Genomic DNA, 13536 nt, shown 5'->3' with positions numbered 1-13536 from the left:
CCGCGCCGCTCACCGGACTGATCTGGATCGCGATCCTGCGGCCTTGTCGCCTTTATTCGTTGCCTTCGAGCAGCCTGTGCATAAAGCGCATCATGCCGTCGACGTCCTGCACCGACAGTTCGTCATAGGCTGCACGCAGGCGCAGGCTGAGCGCGCGCTGATCGTCAAGGACCCGGCCGGCGCGCTCCGGCACCAGGGCGATGATGACGCCGCGCCGATCGTTGGGATTGGGCCGACGTTCGATGAAGCCTTCGCGCTCGAGCCGATCGATCAGTGCCGTCGTCGCGCCTGTTGATAAAGTGACATGTTCGGCCAGCATCTTGGCGCTGACCGGCTCGGTGCTCGCCTCCAAGAAGATGAGGCACATCAGATCGGTCAGCGCGAGGCCGTATTCGCTTGCAAGGTCGCGATCGAAATTCAGCGCCTCCTGGACGACACGTTTGAACATCCGGGAAAAGGCGGCGTAGCCGTGTTCAGCATCTTGCGCGCTGCCGGTCCGGCCATCTGACGTAGGGGGCATTGACGCTCCTTTTCATGCGCATATATCTCGATTATAAAGCAACTCGATAATCAAGCAATGCGGACCGTGCGATCGATGGCCATCGACAACCGGAGGGGGGCTTCCCGAATGGCGGCGTTGCCGGTCGTCTTGATGATGGCGGCGCTGCTTGTCGGATGCGGGACGGAAGACACGCCCAAGGCCGAGCGCTTGCCGGTCGCCTACGTTACGGCAGAGCCGACAGCTTTCACCCGCGCGATCGCGTTGACGGGATCAATCGTCGCGCGCGACACCGCCACCTATTCCTTCGAGACCGGTGGACGCGTGACCGAGGTCCATGTCGATGTCGGCAGCCATGTCGAGCCGGGCACCGTCCTGGCCACGCTCGATCCGACCCAGCAGCAGGCCGATGTCGATGCGGCCAAGGCTAAGGTTGGCTCGAATGCGGCGCAGCTTGCCAAGGCTTCGGCGGCGTTCGAGCGGCAGAAGACACTTTTGGCGCAAGGGTTCACCACCCGTTCCGACTATGACAGCGCCGAGCAGACGCTCGCCAGCGCCCAGAGCGCGCTCGACTCGTCCAAGGCAGATCTGTCGACCGCCGAGACCAATTTGAAGAACACCACGCTGACGGCGGACGCCAAGGGGGTGATCACCAGCCGCAGCATCGATCCCGGCCAGGTGGTGAATGCCGCCCAGGCGGCCTTCGGTTTCGCCAAGAGCGGCGCGCTCGACGCGGTCTTCCAGATCCAGGAGCAGTTGCTCCTCTCCGGCCGCAAGCCGAAGGCGATCAAGGTTTCGATGGTGAGCGATCCGTCGGTTCAAGCCGTCGGCCACATTCGCGAAGTCTCGCCGCTTATCAACAGCGACACGGGCACCGTTCAGGTGAAGGTCGGCCTCGACAACCCGCCAGACAAAATGACGCTCGGCTCGCCGGTCGTCGGGCATGACGCCAGTGAAGCGGCGGAGCGGGCGATCGCGCTGCCGTGGAAGAGCTTGATGGTCAAAGCCGGCAAGCCGGCGGTCTGGGTGATCAATGCCCAGGACGAGGCGGTGCTGACGCCGATCAAGATTGCCGCCTATCAGACCGACGAGATCTATGTCGCGGAAGGTCTCAAGCCCGGCGACCGGGTGATCACGGCCGGCTCGCAGCTGGTGCTGCCGGGAGAAAAGCTGCAGCTCGTCGCGGCCAAGGAGAACGCGCAATGATGGCGCGACTTTCGACGATTCTTGCCGCGATGCTCGCGGCGGCGCTCATCGCCGGCTGCCGCGAATCGGGCGACAAGGAGCCGCCGCTGCCGCCGCGGCCGGTGCTGACCACGACGCTGACGACGATCGATCCGCAGGTTCTCGGCTATAGCGGTACCGTCGAGCCGCGCTTTGAGACCAAGCTCGCCTTCCGGACTCTCGGGCGTATGGTGTCGCGCCAGGTGGATGTCGGCGACAGCGTCAAAAAGGGCGAGCCGCTCGCCACCATCGACGCCCAGTCGCTCGATGCCGACATGCGCTCGGCCAAGGCGCAGCTCGACAGCGCCGAGATCCAGGATCGCAATGCCCGAGCCGCGGCGGACCGCACGAAAACGCTGTTTTCCGAAAAGACCGTGTCGCAATCTCAGCTCGATGATTCCCGGCAAAGCCTGGCGGCCGCCGAGGCCCAGCTCGTCAACGCCAAGGCCCAGCTCGCCAAGGCGCAGAATGCTTTGTCCTATGCGATTTTGGCGGCGCCCTATGGTGGCGTGATCACCGCCCGGCAGGCCGATATCGGTCAGGTTGTCTCGGCCGGCGAACAGGTGATGACGCTCGCCCGGACCGATCAGCTCGAGGCGGTGATCGATGTTCCGAGCGATCAGATGGCGGGCATCGCCATCGGCACGCCCTTCGAAACCGTGCTGCAGATCGATCCGTCGATCAAGGTGATGGGCAAGGTGCGCGAGATCGCGCCGCAGGCCGACGCGCTGACTCGCACCCAGCGGGTGCGCATCATGCTCGACAAACCACCGACGGCTTTGCGCATCGGCTCGATCATCGAGGCGGTTCCGGCCGAAAAGGCCAAGAAGCCGATCATGCTGCTGCCACCCGAGGCGATCCTGAAGGACGGCGACAAGACCCTGGTCTGGGTCGTCGATACGAAGGCGAAGACGGTTCGTCGCCAAGCGATCGAGATCGAGACCGCAGTCGGCGGTCAGATCATCCTGTTGTCCGGACTCAAGCCCGGCGCCGTCATCGTGACGGCCGGAATCCATAGCCTCAAAGAGGGCCAGACGGTGTCGCTCTCCGGAGGGTTGCCGTCATGAAGGACTTCAATCTGTCCGATTGGGCGCTGCATCACCGTTCGATGATCTGGTTCCTGATGCTGGTGGCCTGCGTCGCCGGCACCTTCTCATACCTCAATCTCGGGCGTGAAGAGGATCCGAACTTCACCATCAAGACGATGGTGGTGTCCGGTTCGATGCCGGGCGCGACGGTCGAGGAGATGAGCCGGCAGGTCACCGACCGGATCGAGAAGAAGCTGCAGGATCTCGACAGCCTCGACTACACCCGCTCGATCACCACGCCGGGCCAGACCGTCGTTTTCGTCAATTTGTTGCCGACCACCCCGGCGCCTCAGGTGCGGGGCATCTGGACCAAGGTCCGTCACATGATGGCGGATATTCGCTCGCAGTTCCCGTCGGAGTTTCAAGGCTTTTCCTTCAACGACGACTATGGCGACGTCTACGGCAACATCTATGCCTTCACCTCCGACGGTATCAGCCAGCGCCAGCTGCGCGCCGATGTCGAGGACGTGCGCACCCAGATCCTGCAACTGCCCGAGGCCGGCAAGATCCAGGTCATCGGCGAGCAGGACGAGACCATCTATCTGGAATTCTCCCTGCGCCAGATCGCCGGGCTTGGTCTCGACCAGCAGGCGATCTTGAACACCTTGCAGGCGCAGAATGCCATCGCGCCCTCGGGCGTCATCCAGTCCGGGCCGGAACGTATTCTCGTGCGCGTTTCGGGGCAGTATTCTTCCGAGGCCAGCCTCACGGGCATCAACCTTCGGGTCAACGATCGCTTCTTCCGCTTGACCGATGTCGCCAAGATCGTGCGCGGCTACACCGATCCGCCGAAGAGCCTGTTCCGCTACAACGGTCAGCCGGCGATCGGCCTGGCGATCGGCATGCGCACCGGCGGCAACATTCTCGATTTCGGCAAGGCGCTGAATCAGGACATGAAGCGCATCGTCAGCCAACTGCCCGTGGGCGTCGGCGTTCATCAGGTGGCGGATCAGTCGACGGTCGTCGACGAGGCGGTCGGTGGCTTCACCAAAGCCTTGTTCGAGGCCGTGGCGATCGTTCTCGCGGTCAGTTTCGTCAGCCTGGGATTTCGGGCCGGCTTCGTCGTGACGCTGTCGATTCCGCTGGTGCTCGCCATGACCTTCATGGGGATGGAGATCGCCGGCATCGACCTGCAGCGCATCTCGCTCGGCGCGTTGATCATCGCTCTCGGCCTGTTGGTCGACGACGCGATGATCGCCATCGAGACCATGGTCTCGCGCCTGGAGATGGGCGAGAGCAAGGAGAAGGCCGCGAGCTTTGCCTGGACGTCGATCGCCTTTCCGATGCTCACCGGCACGCTGGTGACCGTCGCCGGCTTCCTGCCGATCGGCTTCAACAACTCCAATGCCGGCGAATACACCTTTTCGCTCTTCGTCGTCATCGCGATGTCGCTGCTTTTGTCGTGGATCGTCGCGGTGCTGTTCACGCCGCTGATCGGCGTGAAGGTGTTGCCGAAGACCATGCACCGCCACGACGCCAAGCCCGGCGTCGTGCGACGGGCCTTTTCCGGCGTGCTGAAGGCCGCGATGCGGTTTCGCTGGATCACTATCCTCGTCACCGTGGCGATCTTCGCCGGCTCGATCGTCGGCATGAAGTTTGTGCAGCAGCAATTCTTCCCGACCTCGGACCGGCCGGAGCTGATCGTCGACTTCAATCTGCGTCACAACGCGTCCATCGAAGACACCAAGACCCAGATGGACAAGCTCGAGGCGGCGCTGAAGGGCGATACCGACATCGACCACTGGAGCTCCTATGTCGGCCAGTCGGCGGAGCGCTTCATCCTGTCTTACGACGTCCAGCCGTCGAACCCGTTTTTCGGCCAGTTCGTTATCGTCAACAAGGACATCGAAGCCCGCGAACGGGTGAAGAAGAAGATCGAAGCCTTTGCCCGCAAGCATCTCGTCGGCATCGATGTCTTCGTGAAATATTTGGAGCTCGGCCCCCCGGTCGGCCGTCCGGTGCAGTACCGGGTCGGCGGCCCGAACCTGCAGGTGGTGCGCGACAAGGCGCGCGAACTCGCCGGCGTCATCGGTCAGGATCCGCGGCTGACCTCGATCGTGATGGACTGGAACGAGCCGGCACGGGTGTTGAAGGTGCAGATCCTGCAGGACAAGGCACGGGCGCTTGGCATCACCTCGCAGGAGATCGCCAACACGCTCAACACCATTCTCGACGGCACGACGGTGACCCAGGTGATCGACGGGATCTATCTGGTGCCGATCATCGCACGGGGCGACAAACGGGACCGCAATTCGATCGAGGCGATCGAGAATCTGCAGCTGACCAATTCCAAAGGCCAGTCGATCCCGCTCGCGAGCCTCGTCAACTTCGACTATACTTATGAGGATCCGATCCTTTATTCGCGCTCGCGCATTCCGACCATCACCATCAAGGCCGCGATCAACGGCCCGACCCAGCCAGCGACGATCGTCGACGATCTGAAGCCGAAGGTCGCCGCCTTCGAGAAGACGCTGCCGGAGGATTACACCGTGGCGATCGGCGGCGCGGTGGAATCGAGCGAGGAGAGCCAGGGGCCGATCGCGGCGGTGGTGCCGGTGATGGTCCTCGTCATGCTGACGCTGATCATGGTCCAGATGCAGAGTTTCCGGGCAATGTTCGTGGTCCTTTGCGCCGCGCCGCTGGGGCTGATCGGTGTCGTTGCGGCCCTGGTGCCGTCGGGGGCGCCGCTCGGCTTCGTCGCGATCCTCGGCGTCTTGGCGCTGGTCGGCATCCTGATCCGCAACTCGATCATTCTCGTCCATCAGGTCGACGTCCTGCGCGAGGAGGGAATGCATCCCTGGCTCGCGGTGTTCGAGGCGAGCGAGATGCGGGCGCGGCCGATCCTGTTGACCGCGGCGGCCGCCAGTCTGGCGCTGATCCCGATCTCGCGTGAGGTGTTCTGGGGGCCAATGGCCTACGCCATGATGGGCGGCATCATCGCCGGGACATTGATCACCCTGTTGTTCATTCCGGCGCTTTATCTCGCGGTGTTCCGGGTCAAGGAGCCAGACGACCGGGAAATGCCGTTGACAGGCCATGCGCCGAGTCATCCTGGCGCGGGCGGATCGCATCCGAGCGACGAGGACGCAGCGGACGGCAGCCCCGCGCCGGCTTGATTGGATCACCCGTCATGACCCCAAACTCAAAGCCAAGGCCTGGGAACGCCCGGTCTTCGGCCGGGCTCTTACGTCTGTCCGCCCCGTGATTTTGCCAATACCGCGTCCAATCATACGACCTTAGTCGTAATTTTGCTACCTGTGGTCTTGCACGGCGCCAAATTTCCGGTCAATCGTATGATCATTGTGGATTGGGAGGTCCGGCGGAGTCCATGGGGTTCGAGCGATCGGCCATTGACGGAGAACGGTCCAACAGGACTATCGCGCTCGCTGCCGAGTTCGGCCGCCTGATTACCGCCGGCGATCTGCTGAGCGGCGAGGCACTGCCGACCGAGAAGGAAATCCAGACAACCCACGGTGTCTCCCGGACGGTCGTGCGTGAAGCGGTCCGCCATCTCGCCGCGAAGGGGCTTGTCAGCGTCGGGCCGAAGGTCGGCACCAAGGTCCGTCCGCGCATCGACTGGAACATGCTCGATGCCGACGTGATGGCCTGGCATCTGACCGCGCCCATGCGCCGGCCCTTCGTCGAAGCGTTGTACGAGATGCGGCTGATCAACGAGCCAAGCGCGGCGCGTTTGGCTGCCAAGCGCATCGACGCCGCCCAGGCCGAGCGTCTGACCCTGGCACTGAAGGGCATGCGCGACAACCCACGCGGCTCGCACGAGCTGATCGTCGCCGATCTCGACTTTCACCGGATCATTCTCGAGGCGACCGGCAATCCCATCCTGGTGTCGCTCGGGGCCTTGATCGAACGCAGTCTGTCGATCTCCTTTTCGCTGTCCTGGCGGCAGAACCCGCAGGACGAGACGGTGCGCCAACACGACCGGGTGATGCAGGCGATCCTATCCGGCGATGGCGATGCGGCCGAGCTTTTCATGCGTCGGCTGATCGAAAGCGCCTTCAACGATGTGACTCACGCCCTCTACGCCCATGGCGAGGAGGGGGCGAAGACGGCTGTCGGAGTGGGCGGCTGATAACGGTCAAGCCCAGCTCGATTGGCAGGGCATGATTGAGGAACGGGCACCGAAAGGTCCCGACAACGGCCAGGGAGGAATTGGGCCATGACGATGAAGATGATTCTGGCAGGGCTGGCGGCCGCGGTGGTCGCTTTGGCGAGCCCGATCGGCGCGCAGGCGCAGGACAAGGGCACCGTCGGCATCGCCATGCCGACCAAGTCCTCGGCGCGCTGGATCGCCGATGGCGACAACATGGTCAAGCAGTTCAAGCAAGCCGGCTACGACAGCTCGCTGCAATATGCCGAGGACGACATTCCGACCCAGGTGAACCAGGTCGAAAACATGATCACCACCGGCGTCAAGGCGCTGGTGATCGCCGCCATCGACGGCACGACGCTCTCGAACACCCTCGCCAACGCGAACGCCGCCGGCATCCCCGTGATCGCCTATGACCGGCTGATCCGCGACACGCCGAATGTCGACTATTATGCCACCTTCGACAATTTTCAGGTCGGTGTCCTGCAGGCCGAGTCGCTGGTCGAGGGCCTGAAGCAACGCTTCCCCGATGCCAAGCCGTGGAATGTCGAACTCTTTGGCGGCTCGCCCGACGATAACAACGCTTATTTCTTTTACAATGGCGCGATGAGCGTGTTGCAGCCGCTGATCGACAAGAAGGAGATCGCCATCCCGTCCGGTCAGATGGGCATGGACAAGGTCGGCACCCTGCGCTGGGACGGCTCGGTCGCCCAGGCCCGCATGGATAACCTCCTCTCGGCGAACTACACCGACAAGAAGATCAATGGCGTGCTGTCGCCCTATGACGGCCTGTCGATTGGGATCATCTCGTCGCTGAAGGGCGTCGGTTATGGCTCCGGCGACATGAAGATGCCGATCATCACCGGCCAGGACTCCGAAGTTCCGTCGGTCAAGGCGATCCTGCGCGGCGACCAGTATTCGACGATCTTCAAGGACACCCGCGAACTCGCCAAGGTGACCGTGCAGATGGTCAATGCCATCCTGACCGGCGGCAAGCCGGAGGTGAACGACACCAAGACCTACAACAACGGCGTCAAGGTCGTGCCGTCCTACCTGTTGAAGCCGGTGCTGGTGACCAAGGACAATTGGAAGAAGGTTCTGGTCGACTCCGGCTACTACAAGGAAAGCCAGATCCAGTGATCAGCGCCTGACCAGTCCGTCGCGACGTGGCTTCGCGTCGCGACGGATCCTCGTCGCCCGGGCGCGCCGCCATGACTTGGCGCATTGCCCGGCCGGCGCGAGCCGACTTTCACAATCCAACCTCACGTCCCGGCGCCTTGGCGCGACGGGCCCTTGAGACGGTTCGCCATGCCCACCATTTTGGAAATGCGCGACATCACCAAAACCTTTCCGGGGGTGATCGCGCTCGACGGCGTCAATCTGAAGGTCGAGGAAGGCGAAATCCACGCCCTCGTCGGCGAGAATGGCGCTGGCAAATCGACGCTGATGAAGGTGCTGTCGGGTGTCTATCCCCACGGCTCCTATGACGGTGTCATCGCGTTCAAGGGCGAAGACTGCGCCTTTTCCGGCATCGCCGATTCCGAAAAGCGCGGCATCATCATCATCCACCAGGAGCTGGCGCTGGTGCCGCTGCTGTCGATCGCCGAGAACATCTTTCTCGGCAACGAGCGCGCCAAGGGCGGCGTTATCGATTGGCACGACACCTTCGCCCGCACCCGTGCACTGCTCGCCAAGGTGGGGCTGAAGGAAGCGCCGCAGACGCGGGTCAGCGACCTCGGCCTCGGCAAGCAGCAGCTCGTCGAGATCGCCAAGGCCTTGTCGAAGGAGGTCAAGCTCCTGATTCTCGACGAGCCGACCTCAAGCCTCAACGAGACCGATTCCGAGGCGCTGTTGAACCTCCTTTTGGAGTTCAAGGCGGCAGGCATCTCCTCGATCCTGATCTCCCACAAGCTGAACGAAATCTCCAAGGTCGCCGACACCATCACCGTGCTGCGCGACGGCTCGGCGATCTCCACCCTCGATGCCAAGGCGTCGAGCGTCAGCGAGGCTGACATCATCCGCGATATGGTCGGGCGCAGCCTCAGCGATCGCTTTCCGCCGCGCGATCCGAGGATCGGCGAGACGATCTTCGCGGTGTCGAACTGGACGGCGCATCATCCCCAGCATGCCGAGCGCAAGGTCGTCGACGATGTGAGCTTCCATGTCAGGGCGGGCGAGGTGGTCGGCATCGCCGGGTTGATGGGCGCGGGGCGGACCGAACTGGCCATGAGCATTTTCGGCCGCTCCTACGGTGCCCATATCTCGGGCGAGGTGACGATGCACGGCCGCAAGGTGGACGTCTCCACCGTTCACCGGGCGATCGCGGCGGGCATCTGCTACGCCACCGAGGACCGCAAATCCTACGGCCTCGTCCTCGACGACACGATCCGCCGCAACATTCCGCTCGCTCATCTCTCAGGCATCGCCAACGGGATCGTCATCGACGAGCATCGCGAGCGCGAGGTCGCGACCGACTATCGCCAGCGCATCCGCATCAAATGCTCCAGCATCGGCCAGGAGGTGGTCAATCTCTCCGGCGGCAACCAGCAGAAGGTGGTGCTGGCGAAATGGCTGTTCGCCGGTCCCGAGGTGCTGATCCTCGACGAGCCGACGCGCGGCATCGATGTCGGCGCCAAATACGAGATCTATTCGATCATTGCCGAGCTGGCCGCGACCGGCAAGGCGATCGTCGTGATCTCTTCGGAGATGCCGGAACTCCTTGGCGTCACCGATCGCCTTTACGTCATGAACGAAGGCCGTTTCGTCGGCGAAATGCCGACCAAAGAGGCCTCGCAGGAGAAGATCATGTCCTTGATCATTCGCTCCGGCCACAGAAATCGAGGGTAATCCCATGTCGCAAGAGGCTATCCCCCAGTCCGGGGCCCACCAGTCCCGCCCCCAGTCCGGCGTCGCCACCTCCGCGAGCGGCGCCGTGGCTCAGTCGAGCAGCTTCATCCGCAAGCATCTGCGCGAATACGGCATCCTGCTGGCGCTGATCGTCATCATGGCGTTCTTCCAGATCGTCACCAACGGCATTCTGTTGAAGCCGATCAATCTCACCAACCTGATCCTGCAGAACAGCTACGTGATCATCATGGCGCTGGGGATGCTCTTGGTCATCGTCGCGGGCCATATCGACCTGTCGGTCGGCTCGGTGCTTGGCTTCGTCGGTGCGCTGGCGGCGGTGATGATCGTGCATTGGCATATGAACTATGTGCTTGCGGGCGTGATCTGCCTCGCCGTCGGCGGCGTCATCGGCGCCTTGCAGGGCTATTGGATCGCCTATTGGAAAATCCCGTCCTTCATCGTCACACTGGCCGGCATGCTGGTTTTCAAAGGTCTGACGCTGTGGCTGCTCGCGGGCCAGTCGGTCGGCCCGTTTCCGGCCAATTTCCAGCTGATCGCCTCGGGCTTTTTGCCAGATCTCTTCAGCATGCACCGCTTCAACCTCCTGTCGATGCTGCTCGGCGCCGCGGTGGTGGCGGGGATGCTGTTCCTGGCATTGCGCTCACGGTTTCGCAACCGCGCCAGCAGCCATGACGACGAACCGGCGGTGTTCTTCTTCGGCCGCAATCTGATCCTGGCGGCGGCGATTCTCTATATCACCTGGGCGCTGTCGAGCTTCCGCGGCTTCCCGAATGTGTTGGTGGTGATGGCCCTGCTCATCGCCGTCTACAGCTTCGTCACCAATCGGACCACGATCGGCCGTCGGATCTACGCCGTCGGCGGCAATGAAAAGGCGACGCGGCTGTCGGGCATCAACACCGAGCGGCTGGTGTTTTTGACGTTCGCCAATATGGGCATGCTCGCGGCGCTGGCCGGACTGGTCTTCGCTGCTCGCCTCAACACCGCGACGCCCAAGGCCGGCCTCGGCTTCGAGCTCGACGTGATCGCCGCGGTGTTTATCGGCGGCGCCTCGATGGCCGGCGGTGTCGGCACCATCATCGGCGCGGTGATCGGCGCCTTCATCATGGGCGTGATGAACAACGGCATGTCGATCCTCGGTCTCGGCATTGACTATCAGCAGGTGATCAAGGGCCTCGTCCTGCTCGTCGCGGTGATCTTCGACGTCTATAACAAGAACCGGGCCTAAGAGGCATCGCCATGGCACCCGTGAAGCTCGGGCTCGTGGGCATCGGCAAGATCGCCCGCGACCAGCATCTGCCTTCGCTCGGACGCAGCGCCGATTTCGATCTCGTCGCGGCGGCGAGCCGCCATGGCGGCGTTGACGGCGTCGCCAATTTTTCGGCAATCGGCGAGATGCTGGATGCCATGCCAGAGATCGAGGCCGTCTCGCTCGCCATGCCGCCCCAGCCGCGCCATCAGGTGGCGGCCGAGGCGCTCATGCGGGGCAAGCATGTGATGCTGGAAAAGCCGCCGGGGGCAACCCTCTCGGAGGTCGAGCATCTGACCGGCCTTGCGATCGCCAACGGCGTGTCGCTGTTTGCCAGCTGGCACTCGCGCCACGCGCCGGGCGTCGAACCGGCGAAGGCTTGGCTGAGGGCCAAGCGCATCCGCGCTGTGGCGATCACCTGGAAGGAGGATGTGCGGCACTGGCATCCGGGACAGGACTGGATCTTCGAGCCGGGCGGGCTCGGCGTCTTCGATCCCGGCATCAACGCCTTGTCGATCGCGACGGCGATCCTGTCCTTTCCGATCTGGCTGACCGCAGCGTCGTTGAGCTTTCCGAGCAACCGGCAGGCGCCGATCGCCGCCGATCTCAGCTTTTCCGGCCCGGCGAGCGAGACGATCACGGCGGTTTTCGACTTTCGCCAGACCGGGCCGCAGAGCTGGGATATCGCGGTCGAGACCGATGACGGGACGCTGACGCTGTCTGCCGGCGGAGCGCAGCTGCGGATCGACGGGACGGCCGAAGATCTGCCGCCGGAAGCCGAATATGACAGCCTTTATAGCCGCTTTGCTGCGCTGATCGCGGCCGGCGACCGCGAGGTCGATCTCGCCCCGATGCGCCATGTCGCCGATGCCTTTCTGATCGGCGACCGGCAGATCACCGAGCCGTTCGTTTTCGATCTGGCAAGAGGGGCATGAGGGTGTTTGCTGCGCTCGCCGATTGGGGCACCACGAGCTTCCGCCTTTGGCTGGTCGACCGGGGCGGCGCGATCCTTGGCGAGCGCCGCAGCGGCGAGGGGATGACAACCGCGGCGGGCGAGCCGGGCGGCTTTGCCGGTGTTCTCGAGCGTCACCTCGCGGCGCTCGGCGCCCCGGCGGATCTGCCGGTCGTCGCCTGCGGCATGGTCGGCGCCCGGCAGGGCTGGGCGGAAACGCCCTATGTCGAAACCCCGGCCGATACGGCGACATTGGCGGCTGGTGCGGTCGCCGTGCCCGGCATCGCCCGGCGCGTCTTCATCCTTCCCGGCGTTTGCCAGCGGCAGGCGCGTTTCTTCGACGTGATGCGCGGCGAGGAGACCCAGATCCTCGGCCTCGATACCGGCCGCGCACGCGCGCTGGTCTGTATGCCCGGCACCCATTCGAAATGGGTGGTGGTGGCGGATGGCCAGCTCACCGGTTTTGCCACCTTCATCACCGGCGATCTCTTTGCGGCGATTGCCGGCCACACGATCCTCAAGCACTCGATCGCGGCCGATCAGCTGGATTTTGACAAGGATGCCTTCGTGAGCGCGGTGCGGGCGGGCTTCGAGCGGCCGGCGGAGATAACCAATCGGCTGTTTGCCGTCCGCGCAACCGGTCTGCTCGATCCGGCGGCTGAGCCGGATCCGGCAGCAACGCTTTCGGGTCTGTTGATCGGCCTTGAACTGGCCGGCGTCGAATCGCGCTTCGGACATCTGGAGGGGCGGGCGGTCGGCCTGGTTGCGGCCGGAAAACTCGCGGCGCGCTACGCCCTGGCCTTTCGAACGCTCGCCATCGGCGCTATCGAAGCGGACGGCGAGGCGGCCGTCAGACGCGGTCTCTTGGCCGCGGCAAGCACGATCCTGAAGAGACCTTGACGATGAGCGAGACGACCCCTTGGCCCAAACTGAAGCGCGATCTCGTCGCGATACTGCGGGGTCTGAGGCCGCAGACCTGCGAGGCGATCGTCGCGGTCCTGATCGAGGCGGGGTTTGAGGCGATCGAGATCCCGCTGAATTCACCCGAACCGTTCCTGTCGATCGAGCGGGCCTCGATGCTGGCGCCCGACGGCGTTTTGATCGGCGCCGGCACGGTGCTCGACGCCGCCTCGGTCGATCGGCTGGCCGATTGCGGCGGCGAATTGCTGGTCAGCCCGAATGTCGATGCGGCCGTGTTGCGGCGGGCGCGCGAGCAGGGGCTGGTGACGATGCCCGGCGTCTTCACCGCGACCGAAGCTCTGGCGGCGGCAAGCCTTGGTGCCAGTGCGCTGAAATTCTTTCCCGCCAGCGTACTCGGGCCTTCGGGGATCACCGCGATCCGGGCGGTGCTGCCGGCGGGGCTGCCCATCGGCGCGGTGGGCGGCGTGTCGGAGGCCGATTTTGCCGCCTATGGCGCGGCCGGCATCCGCCATTTCGGCCTCGGCTCATCGCTCTATAAGCCCGGCGACGATGCCGCGACGGTGAAGGCGCGGGCCGAGCGCACGATCCGGGCCTATGACGCGGTCTTTGCCGCTGGCTGATCCGCGCGCG

Annotated in this window: 11 protein-coding genes; 10 read left to right on the top strand and 1 reads right to left on the bottom strand. The window is 64.0% G+C overall.

The annotated features are described in order from the left end of the window. Window positions 1-52: 52 nt before the first annotated feature. Complete coding sequence (locus J1C48_RS00725; RefSeq protein ID WP_231081505.1) at window positions 53-520, bottom strand: MarR family winged helix-turn-helix transcriptional regulator; 468 nt, start codon at window positions 518-520, stop codon at window positions 53-55. A 108-nt stretch (window positions 521-628) separates the two neighbouring features. On the opposite strand from J1C48_RS00725, the gene J1C48_RS00720 reads away from it, so the two are divergent. From J1C48_RS00720 to J1C48_RS00675, 10 genes are all read left to right on the top strand, one after another. Then, a complete protein-coding gene (locus J1C48_RS00720) occupies window positions 629-1705 on the top strand; it encodes an efflux RND transporter periplasmic adaptor subunit (protein ID WP_207255726.1) in 1077 nt (358 codons plus the stop codon). Next, a complete protein-coding gene (locus J1C48_RS00715; protein WP_207255725.1) occupies window positions 1702-2790 on the top strand; it encodes an efflux RND transporter periplasmic adaptor subunit in 1089 nt (362 codons plus the stop codon). Before J1C48_RS00720 ends, J1C48_RS00715 begins: the two co-directional genes overlap by 4 nt. Continuing rightward, window positions 2787-5927, top strand: coding sequence for an efflux RND transporter permease subunit (locus J1C48_RS00710; protein ID WP_207255724.1), 3141 nt, complete (start codon window positions 2787-2789; stop codon window positions 5925-5927). The genes J1C48_RS00715 and J1C48_RS00710 overlap by 4 nt, the downstream gene beginning before the upstream one ends. Before the next feature lie 212 nt (window positions 5928-6139). After that, window positions 6140-6901 carry a FadR/GntR family transcriptional regulator gene (locus J1C48_RS00705; RefSeq protein ID WP_207255723.1) on the top strand — a complete coding sequence of 254 codons (762 nt, stop codon included), beginning with the start codon at window positions 6140-6142 and terminating at the stop codon, window positions 6899-6901. A gap of 93 nt (window positions 6902-6994) precedes the next feature. After that, window positions 6995-8059, top strand: a complete 1065-nt coding sequence (chvE, locus tag J1C48_RS00700; RefSeq protein WP_207256105.1) for a multiple monosaccharide ABC transporter substrate-binding protein — start codon at window positions 6995-6997, stop codon at window positions 8057-8059. A 168-nt stretch (window positions 8060-8227) separates the two neighbouring features. Continuing rightward, on the top strand, window positions 8228-9766 hold the full coding sequence (gene mmsA / locus J1C48_RS00695; protein ID WP_207255722.1) for a multiple monosaccharide ABC transporter ATP-binding protein: 1539 nt from the start codon (window positions 8228-8230) through the stop codon (window positions 9764-9766). 4 nt (window positions 9767-9770) lie between these two features. Further along, complete coding sequence (gene mmsB, locus J1C48_RS00690) at window positions 9771-11012, top strand: multiple monosaccharide ABC transporter permease (RefSeq protein ID WP_207255721.1); 1242 nt, start codon at window positions 9771-9773, stop codon at window positions 11010-11012. Between the two features lie 11 nt (window positions 11013-11023). Continuing rightward, window positions 11024-11968 carry a Gfo/Idh/MocA family protein gene (locus J1C48_RS00685; protein WP_207255720.1) on the top strand — a complete coding sequence of 315 codons (945 nt, stop codon included), beginning with the start codon at window positions 11024-11026 and terminating at the stop codon, window positions 11966-11968. Next, a complete protein-coding gene (locus J1C48_RS00680; RefSeq protein WP_207255719.1) occupies window positions 11965-12885 on the top strand; it encodes a 2-dehydro-3-deoxygalactonokinase in 921 nt (306 codons plus the stop codon). The genes J1C48_RS00685 and J1C48_RS00680 overlap by 4 nt, the downstream gene beginning before the upstream one ends. A gap of 2 nt (window positions 12886-12887) precedes the next feature. Next, window positions 12888-13526 carry a 2-dehydro-3-deoxy-6-phosphogalactonate aldolase gene (locus J1C48_RS00675; RefSeq protein WP_207255718.1) on the top strand — a complete coding sequence of 213 codons (639 nt, stop codon included), beginning with the start codon at window positions 12888-12890 and terminating at the stop codon, window positions 13524-13526. Window positions 13527-13536 lie beyond the last annotated feature (10 nt).

Source organism: Jiella flava, from assembly GCF_017349315.1.
GTDB lineage: Bacteria > Pseudomonadota > Alphaproteobacteria > Rhizobiales > Rhizobiaceae > Jiella > Jiella flava.
The sequence above is the reverse complement of the archived record's forward strand: the minus strand, read 5'-3'. Positions and strand labels throughout refer to the sequence as shown.